Source organism: Halomonas sp. BLK-85, from assembly GCF_044792155.1.
In the GTDB taxonomy this organism is placed as follows: Bacteria; Pseudomonadota; Gammaproteobacteria; order Pseudomonadales; family Halomonadaceae; genus Vreelandella.
This window is the reverse complement of record NZ_CP087731.1, coordinates 1,676,869-1,695,902: the sequence shown is the minus strand read 5'-3', so window position 1 is coordinate 1,695,902 and position 19,034 is coordinate 1,676,869. Positions and strand designations below refer to the sequence as shown.

At 56.4% G+C, this 19,034-nt stretch carries 16 protein-coding genes; 9 read left to right on the top strand and 7 right to left on the bottom strand.

Annotated features, from left to right (window positions below):
- Window positions 1-5: 5 nt before the first annotated feature.
- The 4 genes from metG to LL947_RS07625 form a co-directional block, all read right to left on the bottom strand.
- Window positions 6-2,042, bottom strand: a complete 2,037-nt coding sequence (gene metG / locus LL947_RS07640) for a methionine--tRNA ligase (protein ID WP_290823370.1) — start codon at window positions 2,040-2,042, stop codon at window positions 6-8.
- A 97-nt stretch (window positions 2,043-2,139) separates the two neighbouring features.
- Entirely contained in the window at window positions 2,140-2,421 is a 282-nt protein-coding gene (locus LL947_RS07635; protein WP_404413328.1) for a hypothetical protein, read from the bottom strand.
- A gap of 142 nt (window positions 2,422-2,563) precedes the next feature.
- Entirely contained in the window at window positions 2,564-3,769 is a 1,206-nt protein-coding gene (locus LL947_RS07630; protein ID WP_499832842.1) for a 1-acyl-sn-glycerol-3-phosphate acyltransferase, read from the bottom strand.
- A gap of 51 nt (window positions 3,770-3,820) precedes the next feature.
- The gene (locus tag LL947_RS07625) at window positions 3,821-4,750 is read right to left on the bottom strand and encodes a recombination-associated protein RdgC (RefSeq protein ID WP_499832841.1); all 930 of its coding nucleotides are present in this window, start codon (window positions 4,748-4,750) and stop codon (window positions 3,821-3,823) included.
- Between the two features lie 179 nt (window positions 4,751-4,929).
- Here LL947_RS07625 and LL947_RS07620 point away from each other — a divergent pair, with 179 nt between their 5' ends.
- The 9 genes from LL947_RS07620 (at window position 4,930) to LL947_RS07580 (ending at window position 17,237) form a co-directional block, all read left to right on the top strand.
- The gene (locus LL947_RS07620; protein WP_290823373.1) at window positions 4,930-5,367 is read left to right on the top strand and encodes an acyl-CoA thioesterase; all 438 of its coding nucleotides are present in this window, start codon (window positions 4,930-4,932) and stop codon (window positions 5,365-5,367) included.
- Window positions 5,368-5,520: 153 nt separating this feature from the next.
- Window positions 5,521-8,241 (top strand): DNA gyrase subunit A, encoded by a 2,721-nt coding sequence (gyrA, locus tag LL947_RS07615; RefSeq protein ID WP_499832840.1) that lies wholly within the window; start codon window positions 5,521-5,523, stop codon window positions 8,239-8,241.
- Window positions 8,225-9,328, top strand: a complete 1,104-nt coding sequence (serC, locus tag LL947_RS07610; RefSeq protein WP_404413324.1) for a 3-phosphoserine/phosphohydroxythreonine transaminase — start codon at window positions 8,225-8,227, stop codon at window positions 9,326-9,328. Before gyrA ends, serC begins: the two co-directional genes overlap by 17 nt.
- A gap of 4 nt (window positions 9,329-9,332) precedes the next feature.
- Entirely contained in the window at window positions 9,333-10,424 is a 1,092-nt protein-coding gene (gene pheA / locus LL947_RS07605) for a prephenate dehydratase (protein ID WP_290823376.1), read from the top strand.
- A 62-nt stretch (window positions 10,425-10,486) separates the two neighbouring features.
- Window positions 10,487-12,712, top strand: a complete 2,226-nt coding sequence (locus tag LL947_RS07600) for a bifunctional prephenate dehydrogenase/3-phosphoshikimate 1-carboxyvinyltransferase (protein WP_499834386.1) — start codon at window positions 10,487-10,489, stop codon at window positions 12,710-12,712.
- Complete coding sequence (cmk, locus tag LL947_RS07595) at window positions 12,705-13,394, top strand: (d)CMP kinase (RefSeq protein WP_290823377.1); 690 nt, start codon at window positions 12,705-12,707, stop codon at window positions 13,392-13,394. Before LL947_RS07600 ends, cmk begins: the two co-directional genes overlap by 8 nt.
- Window positions 13,395-13,577: 183 nt before the next feature.
- The gene (gene rpsA / locus LL947_RS07590) at window positions 13,578-15,263 is read left to right on the top strand and encodes a 30S ribosomal protein S1 (protein ID WP_499832839.1); all 1,686 of its coding nucleotides are present in this window, start codon (window positions 13,578-13,580) and stop codon (window positions 15,261-15,263) included.
- A gap of 742 nt (window positions 15,264-16,005) precedes the next feature.
- Entirely contained in the window at window positions 16,006-16,380 is a 375-nt protein-coding gene (locus tag LL947_RS07585) for a histone-like nucleoid-structuring protein, MvaT/MvaU family (RefSeq protein ID WP_404413322.1), read from the top strand.
- Window positions 16,381-16,856: 476 nt separating this feature from the next.
- Entirely contained in the window at window positions 16,857-17,237 is a 381-nt protein-coding gene (locus LL947_RS07580) for a hypothetical protein (protein WP_499832838.1), read from the top strand.
- On the opposite strand, the gene LL947_RS07575 is transcribed toward LL947_RS07580, so the two are convergent.
- The 3 genes from LL947_RS07575 to coaE are packed head-to-tail and all read right to left on the bottom strand — an operon-like array spanning window position 17,234 to window position 19,031.
- On the bottom strand, window positions 17,234-18,151 hold the full coding sequence (locus LL947_RS07575) for a DNA replication terminus site-binding protein (protein WP_499832837.1): 918 nt from the start codon (window positions 18,149-18,151) through the stop codon (window positions 17,234-17,236). The genes LL947_RS07580 and LL947_RS07575 overlap by 4 nt on opposite strands.
- Before the next feature lie 12 nt (window positions 18,152-18,163).
- Window positions 18,164-18,397, bottom strand: a complete 234-nt coding sequence (gene yacG, locus LL947_RS07570; protein WP_290824124.1) for a DNA gyrase inhibitor YacG — start codon at window positions 18,395-18,397, stop codon at window positions 18,164-18,166.
- A 22-nt stretch (window positions 18,398-18,419) separates the two neighbouring features.
- Window positions 18,420-19,031 (bottom strand): dephospho-CoA kinase, encoded by a 612-nt coding sequence (gene coaE / locus LL947_RS07565; RefSeq protein ID WP_290824126.1) that lies wholly within the window; start codon window positions 19,029-19,031, stop codon window positions 18,420-18,422.
- Window positions 19,032-19,034 lie beyond the last annotated feature (3 nt).

Below are 19,034 nucleotides of genomic sequence, written 5' to 3'. Positions count from 1 at the left end.
GCTCCTCAAGTGACCCGTTGACCCGGCTCGGCACCGGTATCCGGCGACAGCAGATAGATGCCATCATCATTGGCTGACGCTAATACCATGCCTTCTGACATGCCAAATCGCATCTTGCGCGGGGCGAGGTTGGCGACCATAACCGTCAGACGACCTTCCAGCGCTTCCGGTGCATAGGCGCTGCGGATACCGGAGAAGACATTGCGGGTTTCGCCACCCAGGTCCAGTGTCAGTTGCAACAGTTTGTCCGCGCCATCCACATACTGGGCTTTGGCTATCCGGGCAATGCGCAGGTCGACCTTGATAAAGTCATCAAAGCTGATTTCTTCGGCAATCGGCTCATCAGCCAGCGGGCCTTTGACGGCATCCTTGAGTTTCTGTTCTTCCACCAGATCTTCCTTTGAAGCGTTAATCATGGCATCGATGCGGTCACGCTCAACGCGGGTCATCAGCGGCTTGAACTTGTTGATGGTATGACTCATCAGGGTCGTGTGCCGGCTATGCCAATCAAGTGAATGAAGGTTAAGGAATAGTTGTGCCTGTTCAGCCATGGCGGGCACGACAGGGGCAAGGTAAACCATCAGTTGACGGAACAGGTTAATGCCGACAGAGCAGATATCCAGCACCTCCTGCTCACGGCCTTCCTGTTTGGCCAGCACCCAGGGTTCGGCATCGGCGATATAGGTGTTGGCTTCGTCGGCCAGTTCCATGATGCGACGCATCGCGCGACTGAACTCACGGGCTTCGTAATCGTCGGCAATGTCATCACCGGCGGCAATAAAACGTGCCAGCATTTGAGGTTCGGCGCAGCTGGATGAGAGCTTGCTGTCTCCCAGCTTTTTCACAAATCCGGCACAGCGGCTGGCAATGTTGACTACCTTGCCCACCAGATCGCTATTCACCCGAGCGGCGAAATCATCCAGGTTAAGGTCCAGATCATCAACCTTGGATGTCAGCTTGGCGGCAAAGTAATAGCGCAGGTACTCCGGGTTGAGGAAATCTGCGTAGGTAGCGGCCTTGATGAAAGTGCCGCGGGATTTCGACATCTTGGCGCCGTCAACGGTTACAAAACCGTGGCAGTTCACCGCCGTTGGGGTGCGAAAATCTGCCCCGTGGAGCATGGCTGGCCAGAACAGCGCATGAAAGTAGACAATATCCTTGCCGATGAAATGATACACCTCGGCGTCAGAACCGGGTTGCCAGAAAGCGTCGAAATCAATGCCCTCTCGCTCGCACAGGTTCTTGAAGCTGGCCAGATAGCCTATCGGGGCATCCAGCCAGACGTAAAAATATTTACCCGGCGCGTCGGGTATCTCAAAGCCGAAATAGGGCGCGTCGCGAGAGATATCCCATTCGTTGAAGCCGGATTCAAACCATTCCATCAGCTTGTTACGAATCTGCGGCTGGACATGGCCGTCATTGATCCACTGCTGCAGGAATTCGGCAAAATCCGGCAGCTTGAAGAAGTAGTGGGTAGAGCTGCGCACTTCCGGTTTGGCACCGGAAATGGCCGAAACCGGGTCGATCAGCTCGGCGGGGGTGTAGGTAGCACCGCACTTTTCACAGTTATCACCGTATTGATCTTCAGCGTGGCATTTTGGGCAGGTACCCTTGATAAAACGATCGGCCAGAAACAGGCCTTTCTGGGGATCAAACATCTGTTCGATATCGCGAGTGGCAATATGCCCCTTGTCGCGAAGGCGCGTATAGATCAGTTCGCTGAAATAGCGGTTTTCTGCAGAGTGAGTGGAATGATAGTTGTCAAAATTGACACCAAAGCGGGCAAAGTCAGCCTGATGATCGCGTGAAACACGCTCGATCAGTGCTTCGGAGGTGATGCCTTCCTGTTCGGCGCGCAACATGATGGCGGTGCCGTGAGCATCATCAGCGCAGACGTAATAGCATGCCTGGCCACGGCTTTTCTGAAAACGCACCCAGATGTCCGTCTGTATATATTCCAACAAGTGGCCAAGGTGGATATCGCCATTGGCATAGGGCAGGGCGCTGGTGACCAGAATATTGCGCGTGGCAGTATGTGACATAGGTGAGGACACTTCTCTTGAAATCAGGCTGAAATAGGCCCGGCGAAGCAGGCCGATGCGACGCCGGAAACCGGTGGTAAAAAGGAGACTGACAGGGTTAGTAGAGCGCCTGTTCTTCCATGATCACCTCACGTAGCAGAGACAGAAACAGCTTGTCGGCTTCTGAATGCTCAGCGGGGTCCTCTGGAATATGCACGCTGGTCGTATCAGAAATCTCATTGGCGATACGCGCCATGACATCCTGAGAGCTGTCCTTGGCGAATTCCTTGCGTGCCACCTCCAGTGACTGCTCGAGAATTTTCGGATCCTGAAGCAGTTTGCGGATAAACCCTTGCAGTTCGTTGATAATACGCGTTTTCTGGATTTCTGAAGCAGACATGATAGGTCTCCTTGTTTGGCCTGGCCTGCAGGGCCACCTAGCGCAGTGATAATCACTGCGACAATAGCATTTTTTACTTTTCAGGGCATCTCAACGCCCAACGCCCGCTAACCGCGAGCACTCCTGCGCGCCTCAACAGGGCTTATCCCATCAGGCGCCCTGCCTTATGTTTGACCGGATTGGCATATTGCGCCAGCCAGTACGACCTGAGGTGTTCAGGCACTCCGGCCAGACGCGCCTGAAAGCGCTCCTTGTCCTGACGCGTAATGGCCTTGCGGGCGACCAGTTCCGGCGCATCGCCCATGGTGTCAAGTGCCAGATAGTGGCTTGAAAAAAGCCGATAGCCGCCAATGACCTGACGGTCTATTTCTGCGGCCACTTCGTCAGGCGTGGCCATGTCGGTGCCGATAGGCGAACCAAAGCGAAGCTGTACACGGCCCTTGTGGCCGGTAATACCGGCAACAATCGACTGGATATCCTCAAACTCGCTTTTGGCGTAGCTGCCCTGATGGTCAACGTCGTGCAGTTCCTGGGCCTTCTGCAGGTCACAGGGGTCGTATTCGTAGCTGATTGACACCGGGACCAGTTTCAGCTCGGCAATGGCATCCCCGAAGGCCACCTGGCGCTCGGCGTTGCGACGCGCCATGGTCAACATCTTGATGATCGCCGGCTCGGTGCGATCAATGCCATTTTTGGCACGGCCTTCGCGCTGGGCCATCCAGATGGAGTGTTTGTCCACGGTAATCGAGTGGCGGATGTAGGCGGAAAGCTGCTGATAAGCGGCCAGCATGGCGCGCTTGCCCCGTGCACTGCGGGGTACGATAAAGCTTTTGTTTAACCGCATCAGGTCGGTGACATAGGGTTTTTTTAACAGATTGTCGCCAATGGCAATACGCACCGTATCGCGGCCTGCCAGGTAGAGGGCGTAGTTGACAAAGGCCGGATCCAGGGAAATATCCCTATGGTTGCCGATAAACAGGTAGGCACTGTTGTCATCAAGCTTATCGAGGCCGGATACCTCGAAACTGTCGGTAGTGGTGCGGATCATGCGCTCCATATAGCTGGCGATCCGCATCTGGAAATCGTAGACAGTCGAAACGTCCTTTACTTCACGGCGCACCGCATGGCTGGCTAGCGCTCGTGCCAGGGGAGGTGCCCAGCGGGCCATACGCGGCAGGCGAAAGCGGGTGAGGGCGGTGAGCAGTTCACTGTCACGGGACAGTCGCGCCAGGACGTCAGCCACCTCGTGATCCATATAGGGACGAATGTCTGCCCAAGGGTCCTGTGTCTGGCTGGCGTGATCGACAGTCTCTTTTATTGTATTGGAGGTTGGTTTGAAATCAGTCATGCGATCCTTACAAATACTCCCTTGTGTGGCACCGTTTGATCTCTCAAGACGTTAAGTGTCGAGAGATGACGGTGTGGCCTCGCCGTCCAGCCAGGCCAGCAAACGTTCAGTATCTTCTGCCAGTGCCTGTGCCATCAGGATAAAGTCGGTTTCCAGGCGAACGAGGGCATCATCCGCATCGTCGGCATTTTCGGCCTCTTCAATCAGGGCATCGCTGAAACGCAGGCCCTTGAGAGCGAGGTCTTCATGTAAGACAAAGCTTAGTCGTCCTTCAATGCCTAGCGCCAGCTTGCTGGCCTGACGGTCACTTGCCAGCAACTGCTGGATATCGTCGCTATCCAGGTCCACCTGGCGTGCGCGCAGGACGCTGTCATCACCTTTTGCCTTGAGTTCAACCTGATCGCCCAGCTGCATATCATGGGGGCGGGTGCTGGCATCGTTCAACCAGGTCGTCATGGCGCGCAGCGGCAAGGTATTGGCAGCTAACGGCGTGACTTGCAGGCTGCCCAGGGTTTCGCGCAGCAGGTCCAGGATGTCTTCCGCCCGGGTGCGAGAACTGACATTAACGCCAATCAGCTGATGGCGCGTATCCCACCAGACATCCACTTTCTGGCTGCGTACAAAGGCCTGTGGCAGCAGGGCTTCAGTCACCTGCTCTTTCAAGGCGGCTTTTTCCTTGCGAGACACCTTGCGGCCCTCGGCTGCTTCGATTTCAGCCACCTGTTCGTCAACTTCCTCCTTGACCACAGAGGCAGGTAACAGACGTTCCTGGCGCAAGGCGCTTATCAGCCGTTGGCCCTGGACGTCATGCAGCAACTGCCCGTGGCCAGCACGTCCTGCGGGAGCCGTCCAACCCAGTCTGCGGGCATCTGCATTGCCCAATGGCGTGGCTTTATGCGCTTGTAGCGCGTCTTCCAGAGCTTCTTGTGAAAGCTCCTGATTGCCGTGTAGACGGTATAACAACAGGTTTTTAAACCACATGACGCCTGTACCCAAATGAAAAGTGGCTCATTATGTCGAATGCAGCGCCTGGCTGCCAGCGCGATTCACGACTCTCTGGGGTAAAAGTATGTCGCGCGACATAAGGATTGCATCATTTTCAAACATGTGTTTGATTCGTGGTGGTTCACTTTTCAGCCAGCCAGTATCAGGAGATACCTATGTCCGATCCATTGTCGCGCCACACCTTAAGAGTTCGCGGTTATCATCTCGACGGCTATGGCCATGTCAACAACGCCCGCTATCTTGAATTCATGGAAGAAGGCCGTTGGGGGTTTTTTGATGATCACCCTGCCCTTATCAAGCAGTTAAAGCAGTCGGGTTACGCCTTTGTGGTGGTCAACCTGAACATCGACTATTGCAAGGCTGCATTGGAGCGCGATGACCTTCTGGTGCTGACCGGGATCATCCACGTGGGTGAGCGCAGCGCCGTCTGCCATCACCAGGTGATCAGGCAGCGCGACAGCGCACTGGTCGCCCGGGCGGATTTGACCTTTGTATTGTTGGATATTCACGCCAACAAGGCAGTGCCAATCGAAGGTCAGGTGCGTGAGGCGCTTGACGCGCTGACCCTGGCCAAATCCGACTTTTTGCCCTGATCGCATCAAGCGATGTCACTGACTGCCCTTGCCGCTTATGCAGTGGTATGATGGTGGCGTATTTGCGCACCACCTTGTCAAATTGAGGAAGGTGGTTTTTTTCAGCGCTTTCCACTATCGCAGCGCCAAAGCAGTGCAAAGGATCTGACTTTCATGGGTGACATCGCCAGAGAAATCTTGCCCGTCAATATTGAAGACGAGCTCAAGCAGTCGTACCTCGATTATGCGATGAGCGTCATTATCGGCCGTGCGCTACCAGACGTGCGCGACGGCCTGAAACCAGTGCATCGGCGCGTACTGTTTGCCATGCATGAGCTGGGTAATGACTGGAACAAACCGTATAAGAAATCAGCGCGTGTCGTGGGGGATGTGATTGGTAAGTATCACCCGCACGGTGACAGCGCCGTCTACGACACCATTGTGCGTATGGCCCAGCATTTTTCCATGCGTCACGTGCTGGTAGACGGCCAGGGCAACTTTGGTTCCATTGACGGTGACAGCGCCGCCGCCATGCGTTACACCGAGGTACGCATGTCACGCCTGGCGCATGAATTGCTGGCGGATCTGGAAAAGGACACGGTTGACTGGGTAGATAACTACGATGGTACCGAGCGTATTCCCGATGTCCTGCCTACCAAGGTGCCGAATCTGCTGATTAACGGCTCCTCAGGGATAGCCGTCGGAATGGCGACCAACATTCCGCCGCACAACATGCGTGAGGTGATCGATGCCAGTCTGGCGCTGATTGACGATTACACCCTCAGCGTCGATGACCTGATGGAATACGTCCCTGGGCCTGACTTCCCGACCGGCGGTATCATCAATGGCCGTGCGGGTATCCTTGAGGCCTACCGCACCGGGCGTGGGCGCATTTATGTGCGTGTCTGCCACACTATCGAACACGACGATAAAACCGGCCGTGACCACATCATCATTACCGAGCTGCCTTACCAGGTGAACAAGGCTCGGTTGATCGAGAAAATTGCCGAACTGGTCAAGGAAAAGCGCATTGAAGGCATTGCCGAACTGCGTGATGAATCCGACAAGGACGGCCTGCGCGTGGTGATCGAGATCAAGCGTGGCGAGTCCGGTGAGGTGGTGGTCAACAACCTCTTTGCGCAAACCCAGTTGCAGAATGTGTTCGGCATCAACATCGTGGCGTTGGAGAACGGCCAACCCAAGACGCTGAATCTGAAGCAGCTGCTTGAGGCCTTCATCCGCCACCGCCGCGAAGTGGTGACTCGTCGGACCCTGTTTGAACTCAAGAAAGCCCGCGAGCGTGGTCATATTCTTGAAGGCCTGACAGTGGCTATCTCCAATATTGATGAGGTCATTGAACTGATCAAGGCGTCACCCAATGCGTCGGAGGCCAAGGAAAAGCTGCTGGCGCGCAGCTGGCAGCCAGGCCAGGTGACCGATATGCTCGAACGGGCGGGCGCGACATCCTGCAAGCCTGAAGAGCTGGAGGAAGGTTTTGGCCTCAACCCGTCAGCGACCGAGTATCGGTTATCACCGGCCCAGGCTCAGGCAATTCTTGAGCTGCGTCTACATCGTCTGACCGGCCTTGAAACCGAAAAGCTGCTGAATGAGTATCTGTCAATTCTGGAAAAGATCGCCGAATTGACCGCCATCCTGGCGTCACCCGATCGCCTGATGCAGGTCATCCGTGAGGAACTTCACGCCGTGCGCGACCAGTTTGGCAATGACAGGCGCACCGAGATTCAGGCCAGCCACCTGGATCTTTCCATGGCCGACCTGATTGCTGAAGAGGATATGGTGGTCACGGTGTCGCGTTCCGGCTATGCCAAGACCCAACCCCTGTCGGATTATCAGGCCCAGCGCCGAGGTGGGCGCGGCAAGTCGGCTACCTCGATGAAGGACGAGGACGTCATCGAACATCTGCTGGTGGCTTCCACCCACGACACGGTTCTGCTGTTCTCCAACCGCGGTAAGGTCTATTGGCTGAAGGTATACGAAATGCCGGTGGCCAGCCGTGGCTCCCGTGGTAAACCGCTGGTCAATCTCCTGCCGCTGGATGAAGGCGAGCAGGTGAGTACCATCCTGCCGGTCAGCAACTATGATCCCAACCACTACATTTTCTTCGCCACTGCCAAGGGCACCGTCAAGCGTACCAGTCTTGAACAGTTTTCACGCCCGCGCAGCGTCGGCCTGATCGCCATCGACATTGAAGAGAATGATCGTCTGATCGGCGCGGCGATTACCTCAGGTGATGATCACGCCATGCTGTTGTCTTCCAACGGCAAGGCGATCCGGTTTGAAGAAGGCAATGTCCGCGCCATGGGCCGCACGGCCAGAGGCGTTCGCGGTATGCGCCTGACCGATGATGCGGAAGTCATCAGCCTGATTATTCCCAAAAGCCAGCAGATTGATGCTGAAACGGGCGTGGAAGCCGAGGACGAACCGGGAGCAAACCTGACACCTGAGGCCCTGCCCGTTTCCCATTCTGACGGTCAGATCTATATCCTGACCGCCAGCGAAAACGGCTTTGGCAAGCGCACCCGTCTGGAAGAGTTTCCGCTGCGCGGTCGCGGCGGCCAGGGCGTTATCGCCATGCAGACCAGTGCGCGCAACGGCCAGATGGTTGCCGGTATGCAGGTGTATGACAGCGACGAAATGATGCTGATTACTGACCGCGGCACCCTGGTGCGCACCCGGGTCGAGGAGGTCTCGACCACGTCGCGTAATACCCAGGGTGTGATGCTGATCCGTCTCGGCAAGGAAGAGCAACTGGTGAAAACCGTGCGTGTCGATGAGCCGGAAGATAGCGAGCTTGACGCAGCATTGCTGGAAGATGAAACCATTCAAAAGGCCAACGGCGAGGAGGCACCTGGAACCGATGACACGTCACTTTAATTTCTGTGCAGGGCCAGCCGCTCTGCCGGAAGCTGTTCTGGAACGCGCCCAGGCGGAAATGCTCGATTACCAGGGGCACGGCCTCTCGGTAATGGAAATGAGTCACCGCAGTGATGAATTTGTGGCCATTGCCCGGCAGGCAGAAAGCGACTTCCGGGAACTGCTTGGCGTACCGGACAACTACCGGGTGCTGTTTCTTCAAGGCGGTGCCAGCCTGCAGTTTGCCATGTTGCCGATGAACCTTCTGGGCAAGGGGGGCCGTGCCAACTTTATCCAGACGGGTATCTGGGGCAAGAAGGCACTGGCGGAAATCAAGCGTCTTGATTTGCCCTACCATGTAGCCGCCGACAGCGAACCAGACGGTTTTACCGCTGTGCCTCGCCCGCAGGATATTCAGCTGAGCAGCGATGTGTGCTACGCCCACTATACCGCCAATGAGACTATCGGTGGCCTGGCCTACGATTACACGCCAGCCTTGACGCGTGCTGATGGCAGTGAGGTGCCGCTGGTGTGCGATATGTCATCAAGCATTCTTTCCGCGCCCCTGGATGTGTCGAAATTCGGGGTGATCTATGCAGGTGCCCAGAAAAATATCGGCCCCGCGGGGCTGACGCTCGTGCTGGTGCGCGATGACCTGCTGGACCAGGCGCGACCCGGCACTCCAACGCTCTTTGATTACAAGGGTATCAGCGAAGCGGGGTCGATGCTCAATACGCCGCCGACCTATGCCTGGTACCTGGCGGGCCTGGTGTTCCAGTGGTTGAAGCATGAGATTGGTGGCCTCAAGGCCATGGCCGAGATCAATCAGCGCAAGGCGCAAAAACTATATGCGGCGATCGATCACAGCGATTTTTACAGCAACCCTATCAAGGTGGCCAACCGTTCCATCATGAACGTGCCCTTTGTGCTGGCAGATGCCGCCCTGGACAGCGCCTTTCTGGCAGAAGCGGATGCGGCCGGGCTGTTGAATCTCAAGGGGCATCGCAGCGTGGGTGGCATGCGCGCCAGCCTGTATAACGCGGTGCCGGAAGAGGGCGTTGATGCGCTGGTGGCCTTCATGGCCGATTTCGAACAAAGAAAGGGCTGAATTGATGAGCGATATCTCCATCAAGCTGGAAAACCTGCGCCAGCGTATCGATCAACTTGATAGCGATATATTGCGTATGATCAGTGAGCGTGCCAGCTGCGCCAAGCAGGTGGCAGATGTAAAGCTTGCTGATGACCCCACAACGGTTTTCTATCGACCTGAGCGCGAGGCTCAGGTACTGCGGCGCATTATGGCACTGAACAATGGCCCGCTGGATGACGAGGAAATGGCGCGGCTATTCCGCGAGATCATGTCGGCCTGTCTGGCACTCGAGCAGCCCATCAAGGTGGCTTACCTCGGGCCTGAAGGCACCTTTACGCAACAGGCGGCGCTCAAGCATTTTGGGGAGAGTGCTATCAGCCTGCCCATGGCGGCCATTGACGAAGTGTTTCGCGAGGTCGAAGCCGGCGCGGTCAACTACGGGGTGGTGCCGGTCGAGAACTCCACGGAAGGGGTGGTCAACCACACCCTGGATACCTTCATGGAGTCGTCGATCAATATCTGCGGTGAGGTGGTGCTGCGCATCCATCATCATCTGCTGGTCAGCGAAAACACCCGCCGCGACAAGGTATCCCGCATCTACTCTCACCCTCAGTCCTTTGCCCAGTGCCGCAAGTGGCTGGACGCGCATTTTCCCCATGCCGAGCGGGTACCGGTGGCCTCCAATGCCGAAGCGGCCAAGCTGGTCAAGACAGAATGGCACAGCGCAGCGATTGCGGGAGACATGGCGGGTAAACTCTACGGTCTTGATCGGATTGCTGAAAAGATCGAGGATCGCCCGGATAACTCCACCCGTTTCCTGATTATCGGCAGCCAGGATGTGCCCCTGTCCGGTGATGACAAAACGTCTCTGGTGGTGGCCATGCGTAATCAGCCTGGCGCCCTGCATGATCTTCTGGAGCCTTTTCACCGTCACCAGATCGATATGACACGCCTGGAGACCCGTCCGGCGCGCTCCGGCGTTTGGAACTACGTGTTCTTCATCGACTTCAAGGGGCATCATGCGGAACCCCAGGTGGCCGCCATGCTTGAAGAAGTGCGCCTGCGTGCAGCAGATCTCAAGGTACTGGGTTCCTATCCCCTGGGTGTGCTGTGACACTGACAATACAGCAGCAAGGCTGTCTGGACGCTACTCAGCTGCGCGAGCCCTGTATCCTGATGGTGGGGCTTGGCCTGATTGGCGGTTCACTGGCCGCAGCCTTGCGTCAGGGAGGCTTCACCCAGACCATCATTGCCTGCGACCCGGATAGTGAGGAAGTTCAGCGCGGCATCAATATGGGCCTGATTAATGCTGGCGGCAGCTGTCTGGCAGAGCTGGCCCCTCAGGCATCCATGATTGTGCTGGCCGTTCCGGTACTGGCCATGGAAAGCGTCATGCGCGAGCTGGCCAAGACGCTGAGCGATTTCTCGACGGTCGTGATCACCGACGTTGGCAGTACCAAGGCGGCTATTCGTGACTGTGCCCGCCAGGTATTCGGCTACCTGCCGAGCACCCTGGTGCTGGGTCATCCCATCGCGGGCTCGGAGAAAAGTGGTGTGGCGGCGGCCAACCCAAGGCTCTATCTTGACCATAAGGTTATTCTCACCCCGGAAGCCAATGTCGACGCCGACGCCCTCGAACGCACCCGCCAGCTGTGGCAGGCCTGTGGCGCCGAAGTGATCGAGATGGATGTGGAGCGCCACGATCAGGTGCTGGCAAGAACCAGCCATCTGCCCCATCTGCTGGCGTTCTCGCTGGTCGATACCCTGGCCCGCCAGGACCAGCGGCTGGATATCTTTCGTTATGCCGCGGGTGGCTTTCGTGACTTCACCCGGATCGCGGGCAGCGACCCGGTGATGTGGCGGGATATCTTTATCGCCAATCGCGAGGCGGTGTTGGCCTCGCTGGATGATTTTGAAGCCGGTCTGCAACGTCTGCGAAATGCCGTCGCGATTGGTGATAGCGACGCCATGCTGGCCACCTTTGATCGTGCCAGCCACGCCCGGCACTATTTTGATTCTTTAATTAACAAAACCAGCTATCAAGCGGAATATCACATGCAACCACAAGGTCAAGTGACGTATCGAGTGCAGCCGGGTGGCAGCGCCCAGGGGCAGCTGCGCGTTCCGGGCGACAAGTCCATTTCCCACCGTTCCATCATGCTGGGCGCACTGGCGCAGGGCGTCACCGAGGTAAAAGGCTTTCTTGAAGGTGAAGACAGCCTGGCTACCCTGCAGGCGTTTCGCGAAATGGGGGTCGCCATTGAAGGCCCGCATCAGGGCAATGTGACCATTCATGGGGTCGGCATGCAGGGTCTGAAGGCGCCTTCCGGACCGCTTTATGTAGGTAACTCCGGAACGGCAATGCGCCTGTTTGCCGGTTTGCTGGCCGGGCAGGCATTTGACAGTGAACTGACGGGCGATGGCTCCTTGACCAGGCGCCCCATGAACCGGGTCGCTGATCCGTTACGCAAGATGGGCGCAACCATAGACACGGCTGAAGGCGGACGCCCACCGCTGAAGATACGCGGCGGCGCGCCACTCAAGGGCATCAACTACCTGATGCCGATGGCCAGCGCTCAGGTCAAGTCCTGCCTGCTGCTTGCCGGACTCTACGCCGACGGTGAAACCCGCGTACGGGAGCCTGCGCCCACCCGTGATCATACTGAACGCATGCTGAATGGTTTTGGCTACCCGGTGGCGCGAGAAGGTGACACCTGCTGGCTGGAAGGCGGGGGGCAGCTTACCGCCGGGCCGATTGACGTGCCCTCGGATATCTCTTCTGCCACCTTCTTTCTGGTGGCCGCCGCGATTACGCCGGGGTCGGATATCACCCTTGAACACGTGGGTATCAATCCGACGCGTATCGGAGTGATCAATATCCTTACGCTGATGGGGGCCGACCTTGAGCTTGGCAACCAGGCAGAAGTGGGCGGCGAGCCGGTGGCCGATATCCGTATCCGCTATGCGCCTTTAAAAGGTATTGATATTCCGGTGGATCAGGTGCCTCTGGCGATTGATGAATTCCCGGCCCTGTTTATCGCGGCGGCCAACGCCGAGGGGGTTACCCGGCTGCGCGGCGCTGAAGAGCTGCGGGTCAAGGAGTCCGACCGTATTCAGGCCATGGCGGATGGCCTGGCTGTGCTGGGCGTTGAACACCAGGTGGTTGAGGACGGTATCGACATCACCGGCAACGGTGAGGCGGCCAGGGCCAGCTATGCTGGCGGGCAAATCAATAGCCTGGGAGATCACCGTATCGCCATGGCGTTTACGATTGCCGCCCTGCGCGCCAGTGATGAAATCGTAATCGAGGACTGTGCCAATGTGGCGACGTCCTTCCCCAACTTTATTGAACTGGCCACCCGCATCGGCATGACGCTGAACGTGGAGGGAAAAGATGAGTGACTCAGCTCCGGTTCTGGCCATTGACGGCCCCGGGGGGGCAGGTAAAGGGACCATCAGCTGCCTGATGGCCGAGCGCCTGGGTTGGCACCTTCTGGATAGCGGCGCCCTCTATCGGTTGACTGCTTACGCGGCCAACAAGCATGCGGTGGCACTGGATGATCCCACCCCCCTGGCCGAGCTTGCCAAGGCGCTGGATGTCAGCTTCCCGATTGAGCATGGCCAGCCGTTGACCGTGCTGGAAGGGGAGAACGTTGGTCAGGCGATTCGCAATGAGCAGGTCGGCGAGTGGGCCTCCAGGGTAGCGGCCATTCCTGAGGTGCGCACGGCGTTACTGCAGCGCCAGCGCGATTTCCGACAGCTTCCCGGGCTGGTGGCGGACGGGCGGGACATGGGCACGGTGGTCTTCCCTGGTGCGACCCTCAAGGTATTCCTGACAGCTTCTGCTGAGGAGCGGGCGCGCAGGCGCCATCTGCAGTTGCAGGAAGCCGGCGTGGATGCTAATCTCTCGAGTCTTTTGAAGGAGATTCAGGCACGCGATGCACGCGACACGCAGCGCAGTGTGGCACCCCTCAAACCGGCAGATGATGCTGTATTGCTGGATACCACGCGCCTGAGTATACCGGAAGTGGTTGAACAACTGACCGACTGGCTGGCCCAGCGAGGCCTTGCCCCCGGCGCTTGATTCTCCCTTGCGGCGCTCTTGATGAGGCGTCATGACGTGGCAGGGCAGTAACCCCAAACGGAAAGCCCCGTCAGGCCTAACCAGTGTTAACGCCCTCAAGAGTAGAATGACATTAGGCCCGCACTTGCTGGTGGTGCGGAGAAGGCACAACTGCCTCAACAACGTTGATCACGTAGGAACATCATGAGCGAAAGCTTTGCTGAACTGTTTGAACAGTCTCTTAACGACATCAATATGGAACCCGGCGCCATTGTCGCCGCCCAGGTTGTCGACATTGACGGTGACTGGGTTACCGTTAACGCAGGTCTGAAATCCGAAGGCCAGATCCCCGCGGCACAATTCCGTGATGATAACGGTGAACTGACGATCGCCATTGGCGATGACGTCCACGTTGCACTGGAAGCGGTCGAAGATGGCTTTGGTGAGACACGTCTGTCTCGCGAGAAGGCGAAACGCGCTGAAGCGTGGAAGATTCTGGAAGCAGCCTTCGAGAAAGAAGAAATCATCAAGGGCGTGATCAACGGTAAGGTCAAGGGCGGCTTCACAGTCGAAGTTGATTCAATCCGTGCCTTCCTGCCTGGCTCTCTGGTTGATGTTCGCCCGGTTCGCGATACCGCGCACCTGGAGAACAAGGAACTGGATTTCAAGGTTATCAAGCTTGATCCCAAGCGCAACAACGTGGTGGTTTCCCGCCGTGCCGTTCTCGAAGCCGAGAACAGTGCCGAGCGCGAAGCACTGCTGGCGACGCTTCAGGAAGGTCAACAGATCAAGGGTATCGTCAAGAACCTTACCGATTACGGTGCCTTTGTTGATCTGGGCGGCGTCGACGGTCTGCTGCACATCACCGATATGGCCTGGAAGCGCATCAAGCATCCGTCTGAAATCGTGGCCGTTGGCGACGAGATCAACGTCAAGGTGCTGAAGTTTGACCGCGAACGCAACCGCGTGTCGCTGGGCCTCAAGCAGCTGGGCGAAGATCCCTGGGTCAACATCAAGGATCGTTACCCGGAAGGCACCAAGGTGCACGCCGTTGTCACCAACCTTACCGACTACGGCTGCTTTGCCGAGCTGGAAGAAGGTGTCGAGGGTCTGGTTCACGTCTCTGAAATGGACTGGACCAACAAGAACATTCACCCGTCCAAGGTGGTTCAGGTCGGTGATGATGTTGACGTCATGATTCTCGATATCGATGAAGAGCGTCGTCGTATTTCCCTGGGCGTCAAACAGTGTACTGCCAATCCATGGGAAACCTTTAACGCCGAGCACAACAAGGGCGACCGTGTCTCCGGTACCATCAAGTCGATCACCGATTTCGGTATCTTCATTGGTCTGGAAGGTGGCATCGATGGCCTGGTGCATCTGTCCGACATTTCCTGGACAGAGACTGGCGAAGAAGCGGTTCGTCATTTCAAGAAGGGTGATGAGGCAGAAGCGGTTATCCTGTCGATTGATCCTGAGCGCGAGCGCATTTCTCTGGGTATCAAGCAGATGGATTCCGATCCGGTGGCTGAATACCTGTCCGTCAACGACAAGGGCAGCATCGTAACGGGCCGCATTGTTGAGGTTGATGCCAAGGAAGCGCACGTTGAGCTGGCAACGGATGTGATTGCCGTACTCAAGGCATCTGAAATCAGCGCTGACCGTGTTGAAGACGCGCGCAACGTGCTGAATGAGGGTGATAGCGTTGAGGCACGTATCATCAATGTCGATCGCAAGAGCCGTCAGATCAATCTGTCGATCAAGGCGAAAGAGCAGGATGATACCCGCCAGAACCTGAAAAAGATCCGTGATCAGGAGCCGGAAACCGCCGGCGGCCCGACCACCATTGGTGATCTCATCAAACAGCAGATGGGAGGTGGGCAGGACTGAACCTCCTGACCTGACCCAGCGCCATGTTACGCAGAACGTCGCCTTAACGGGCGACGTTTTTTTATACCGGTTCGCTGGCAATGTGGCCCGGTTGTCAGCTAGTTCAGAGACAGCTGTTATTTTTGTTTACTCTTTTGAAGGTGGCCCTGGCCCGTCTTGAGAAGCCGTCTTTTCTGCTCTGGTTTTCGTCGCTAACCTGATGTTTTTAAAATTGTATTTTACTAATTAATAGATTGCCACGACTTGTTGTGCACTGCAAACTGATGCTCAGTCGGGTTAAATTTAGCCTATTTGGTTAATAAGACCGACATATTTAATCAGGTGCCCTTTGCAATTGGCTGAAATAGGTTAAACTATTAGCAGTTGAGTTAATGAACTCAATCAGCTTTCGGTACTCGAACAATAAATGTAATTTCATGGCTAAGGCCTAATGGTTACCTTTTAAGCGCTTGGCTGACATGACTCAACTTGATAATCTGGTTTTAAGACGTGATGTTAATGACCAGCACCCGGATAGTAGTAGCGCGACAATGCTGAAAGTGTAATGCCTGCTTACCACGTGAAGCAGGAGGTACAGGATTTGTCGCCGGGAGCTGTGAAGTTGGTCACTGACCAGGCGAGAAAGCAGGTTGTTTTCCTGGTGAACCTGTTATCAAAAGGTAAGTGTGCAGTGGATAACCAAGGTTTCATTGCTGACTGATGCTACTGGCAAGACATTTTTACATCAAAAGGAACGCCTAATATGTCCCTGTTAAACGAATACATTCTAAAAGAACAGCAACTAAAGCAGCTGCAGGAAGACCTGAATCGTCTTGAGAACGACCAGCGCCTGAAGAACGAACTGGCTTTCAAGGAAAAGCTTGAAGCCTTGATGGAAGAGTTCCATAAGTCGGCTGCAGATGTTATTGCGCTGCTTGACCCCAATGCCGATCAGCGCAGCAGCAAGCCGCTTAAAAGCACGGATGGCCGTCGTAAGCGTCGCCTGAAAGTCTACAAGAATCCTCACACCGGTGAAGTGATTGAAACTCGCGGTGGCAATCACAAGGGATTGCGCGCCTGGAAAGATCAGTATGGTGATGAAACAGTGGAATCCTGGCTGGACCGTATGGAAGACTGACGTCTTTGAATAGCCTATTTGCTGCCCGATATCGATCAGTTCATGATGTCGGGCTTTAAAATCATGAATCTGTTACTCTTCCAGCACGTCATGCAGCCAGGTAAATTGAATACTTTCTTGACGTTGATGATGACGAGCATGTGGGCTATCTTGTTAATTGGCATCATCTGATGCACTTGCCAAACCTATTCCGTTTCATACCATGCCAGATGGTCATCGCCATACCTACAAAATGATAACAATCTGAAATATTGTGCCCGTCTTAAGCTGACTAGGGCATAACCCGTAAGTGTTAAGAATGCTGGCAGCCAAGCCGACATCGCCAATAGCGTGCCATTTTTTTAAGAATCGTATCTTGATAATCGTACTGCAATAATCGTACTGCAATAATCGTATTGCATTGACCGTGCATCTCAAGCCCGCATAGTGCCTGTCTGAAAAATTGTCATGACGGTAAGGGCAAAGATGGAAAACTAATGAAATACCAGAAAACACAAAAGCCTCTTGATGAGCGCGATAAGTTGCGTCAGTTCCGTGAGCTTGATGATGCCTTTGCCAAGGCACTGCGTGAACTGGAAGATCCGAATAATAATCTGAATATTCCGACTGGCCCGCCGGTGCGTTCATTGGCGACGCTCGAAGATGACGAGCGCAGGGAGCGTGAAGCCGAGGTGCCCTCCAGGGAAGAACAGCAGGCGGAAGCGTTCAGGTTACGTCTGGAAGCTTTGCTGAGCACAGCACCGATGAGCCGTGAAGAGGTCCTGAGCGTTATCCATACGCTGGTTGATCTGGGGCAATGGCCTTTGGAACAACCGCCCGAGGTGGCAAAAGCGCCATTGTCGGTCAACAGACTCTAGCGATAGCGGAAAACTCTCAGGCTGGGCAGAAATACATCACTTTCCAGTTTTTCATCCCGGCGACGTGCCCGCGTTCGGGCGTCTGGCGGCGTTGGCGGTGGCTGATTGGTATGTGGCAGGCGGCCATCATGGCTGGGCACAAATATTGGCATGGCAGCGTTCAGTGCCCGGCGCGTATGGCCATCCTCCAGAGGCTCGGTAAAAAACAGGTTGGCACGCATCAAAGGTGCCTGCGCCTGTACCTGGGCAAGTATCTCGCCGCTGGGAATGCCCGCCAGTTTACGCAGCTGAATGCGAATGTGGGCCGCCTCACTATCCAGTGCCAACAGCTTCTGCTCGGCGTCACGCACGCTCAATTTCTTGATGGAGCGCCCGCTGCTGTACCAGGCAAAGCGCACCCGCGATACAGGGGCCTCGGCAACCGGCAGTTTTCGCCAGCACTGTTTCAGGTGCAGCCGGGCCAGGCCGGTCTTTTCCAGCACCTGTACCACATCCGGGTGACGTCTGGGCAGTTGCGCTTTGGCATCACTGAGCATGCCGGTTGACTGCGCCTTGATGCGCTGTAGGCAGGCAGCCATGTCGGCTTTGGCCAGATTGGCTGCATCCACAGCCGCCAGCAGGGCATCGTCAGCGGCAACCAGGCCGATATAATTGCGCGTTTCGCGCCCGTCCTGGCCGTGCGCATGCCACATATCCAGCAAGGCCTGGCGCAGCCAGCTGACGTTATCGATCCGGTTGCCGGAGGCACCATCGCCAGCAGGGCCATCAAATCGCCAGATTGCCTGAGGGCCCTGTTGAAAACGAGTCACTACCTGTTCAAGTGCCTCAATCAGTTGATCGAAGGCCTGGTCCAGGGCATGGCGAAGCTGGTAATCAAGCGGGGTCCGTGCAGGGGAGGTGTCGTTTATCGCCATTGGGCGTTTTCTTCAGTTGAGAGGCGTATCACGATCTGCCTGTTGCAGGAGGGTGTCCAGGTCGGCCTCATCCATGGCGGACTCGCCGACAATACGGTGGGACTCATCCGCCCAGGCACCCAGGTCAATCAACTGGCAGCGCTTGCTGCAGAAGGGGCGATAGATATTGTCAGTCGACCAGGCGACCTTGCGCGCACAGTGTGGGCAAGCGACTTCAAGGGGGGCATCATTGGCAGCTTTATGCATACAGGGCTCGGTTTGATAAGTGTCAAGTGTCAGTCGGTGTCGCCGCCTGGCGCCATTTGGCATCCAGTGCCCTGACCTGTTCGCGCAGGGTCGCCGGGTCATGCTGGTTGTCAATGACTTCATCTGCCCGCGCCAGGCGTTCTCTACGCGGCATCTGAGCTTCAAGAATAGCATGCACCTGCTGTTCACTCACCCCATCCCGAGCCAGGGTGCGGCTTAATTGCAATGACTCGGGGATATCTACCACCACCGTAATATCTACCAGCGCCTGCTGGCCGGATTCGAACAGCAGCGGTGAGACCAGCAGCACATAAGGTGCGCCCTGCTGTAACAGCCGCTGTAGATGTTCAAGCAGACGTTCACGCACTCTGGGGTGCGTCACGCCTTCCAGCCAGGCGCGTTCGTGTGGGTGGTTGAAGATAATCTCGCGCAGGGCGGCCCGGTTCAGGCTGCCATCCGGGTGGATGACAGCCTCACCATGGCGCTCGCGAATGGCCGCCAGCGCAGGTTCCCCCGGGGCAACGATCTCCCGCGCCACGTCATCAGCATCTACCCAGGGGATGCCGCGTTCACCAAAGGCGCGGGCAACGGTGGATTTTCCTGAACCGATCCCGCCGGTCAAGCCAACTATCATTGA

Coding starts and splice junctions, on each gene's coding strand:
- metG (WP_290823370.1), bottom strand. CDS start 2,042: ATGTCACATACTGCCACGCGCAATATTCTGGTCACCAGCGCCCTGCCC.
- LL947_RS07635 (WP_404413328.1), bottom strand. CDS start 2,421: ATGTCTGCTTCAGAAATCCAGAAAACGCGTATTATCAACGAACTGCAA.
- LL947_RS07630 (WP_499832842.1), bottom strand. CDS start 3,769: ATGACTGATTTCAAACCAACCTCCAATACAATAAAAGAGACTGTCGAT.
- LL947_RS07625 (WP_499832841.1), bottom strand. CDS start 4,750: ATGTGGTTTAAAAACCTGTTGTTATACCGTCTACACGGCAATCAGGAG.
- LL947_RS07620 (WP_290823373.1), top strand. CDS start 4,930: ATGTCCGATCCATTGTCGCGCCACACCTTAAGAGTTCGCGGTTATCAT.
- gyrA (WP_499832840.1), top strand. CDS start 5,521: ATGGGTGACATCGCCAGAGAAATCTTGCCCGTCAATATTGAAGACGAG.
- serC (WP_404413324.1), top strand. CDS start 8,225: ATGACACGTCACTTTAATTTCTGTGCAGGGCCAGCCGCTCTGCCGGAA.
- pheA (WP_290823376.1), top strand. CDS start 9,333: ATGAGCGATATCTCCATCAAGCTGGAAAACCTGCGCCAGCGTATCGAT.
- LL947_RS07600 (WP_499834386.1), top strand. CDS start 10,487: ATGGTGGGGCTTGGCCTGATTGGCGGTTCACTGGCCGCAGCCTTGCGT.
- cmk (WP_290823377.1), top strand. CDS start 12,705: ATGAGTGACTCAGCTCCGGTTCTGGCCATTGACGGCCCCGGGGGGGCA.
- rpsA (WP_499832839.1), top strand. CDS start 13,578: ATGAGCGAAAGCTTTGCTGAACTGTTTGAACAGTCTCTTAACGACATC.
- LL947_RS07585 (WP_404413322.1), top strand. CDS start 16,006: ATGTCCCTGTTAAACGAATACATTCTAAAAGAACAGCAACTAAAGCAG.
- LL947_RS07580 (WP_499832838.1), top strand. CDS start 16,857: ATGAAATACCAGAAAACACAAAAGCCTCTTGATGAGCGCGATAAGTTG.
- LL947_RS07575 (WP_499832837.1), bottom strand. CDS start 18,151: ATGGCGATAAACGACACCTCCCCTGCACGGACCCCGCTTGATTACCAG.
- yacG (WP_290824124.1), bottom strand. CDS start 18,397: ATGCATAAAGCTGCCAATGATGCCCCCCTTGAAGTCGCTTGCCCACAC.
- coaE (WP_290824126.1), bottom strand. CDS start 19,031: ATGATAGTTGGCTTGACCGGCGGGATCGGTTCAGGAAAATCCACCGTT.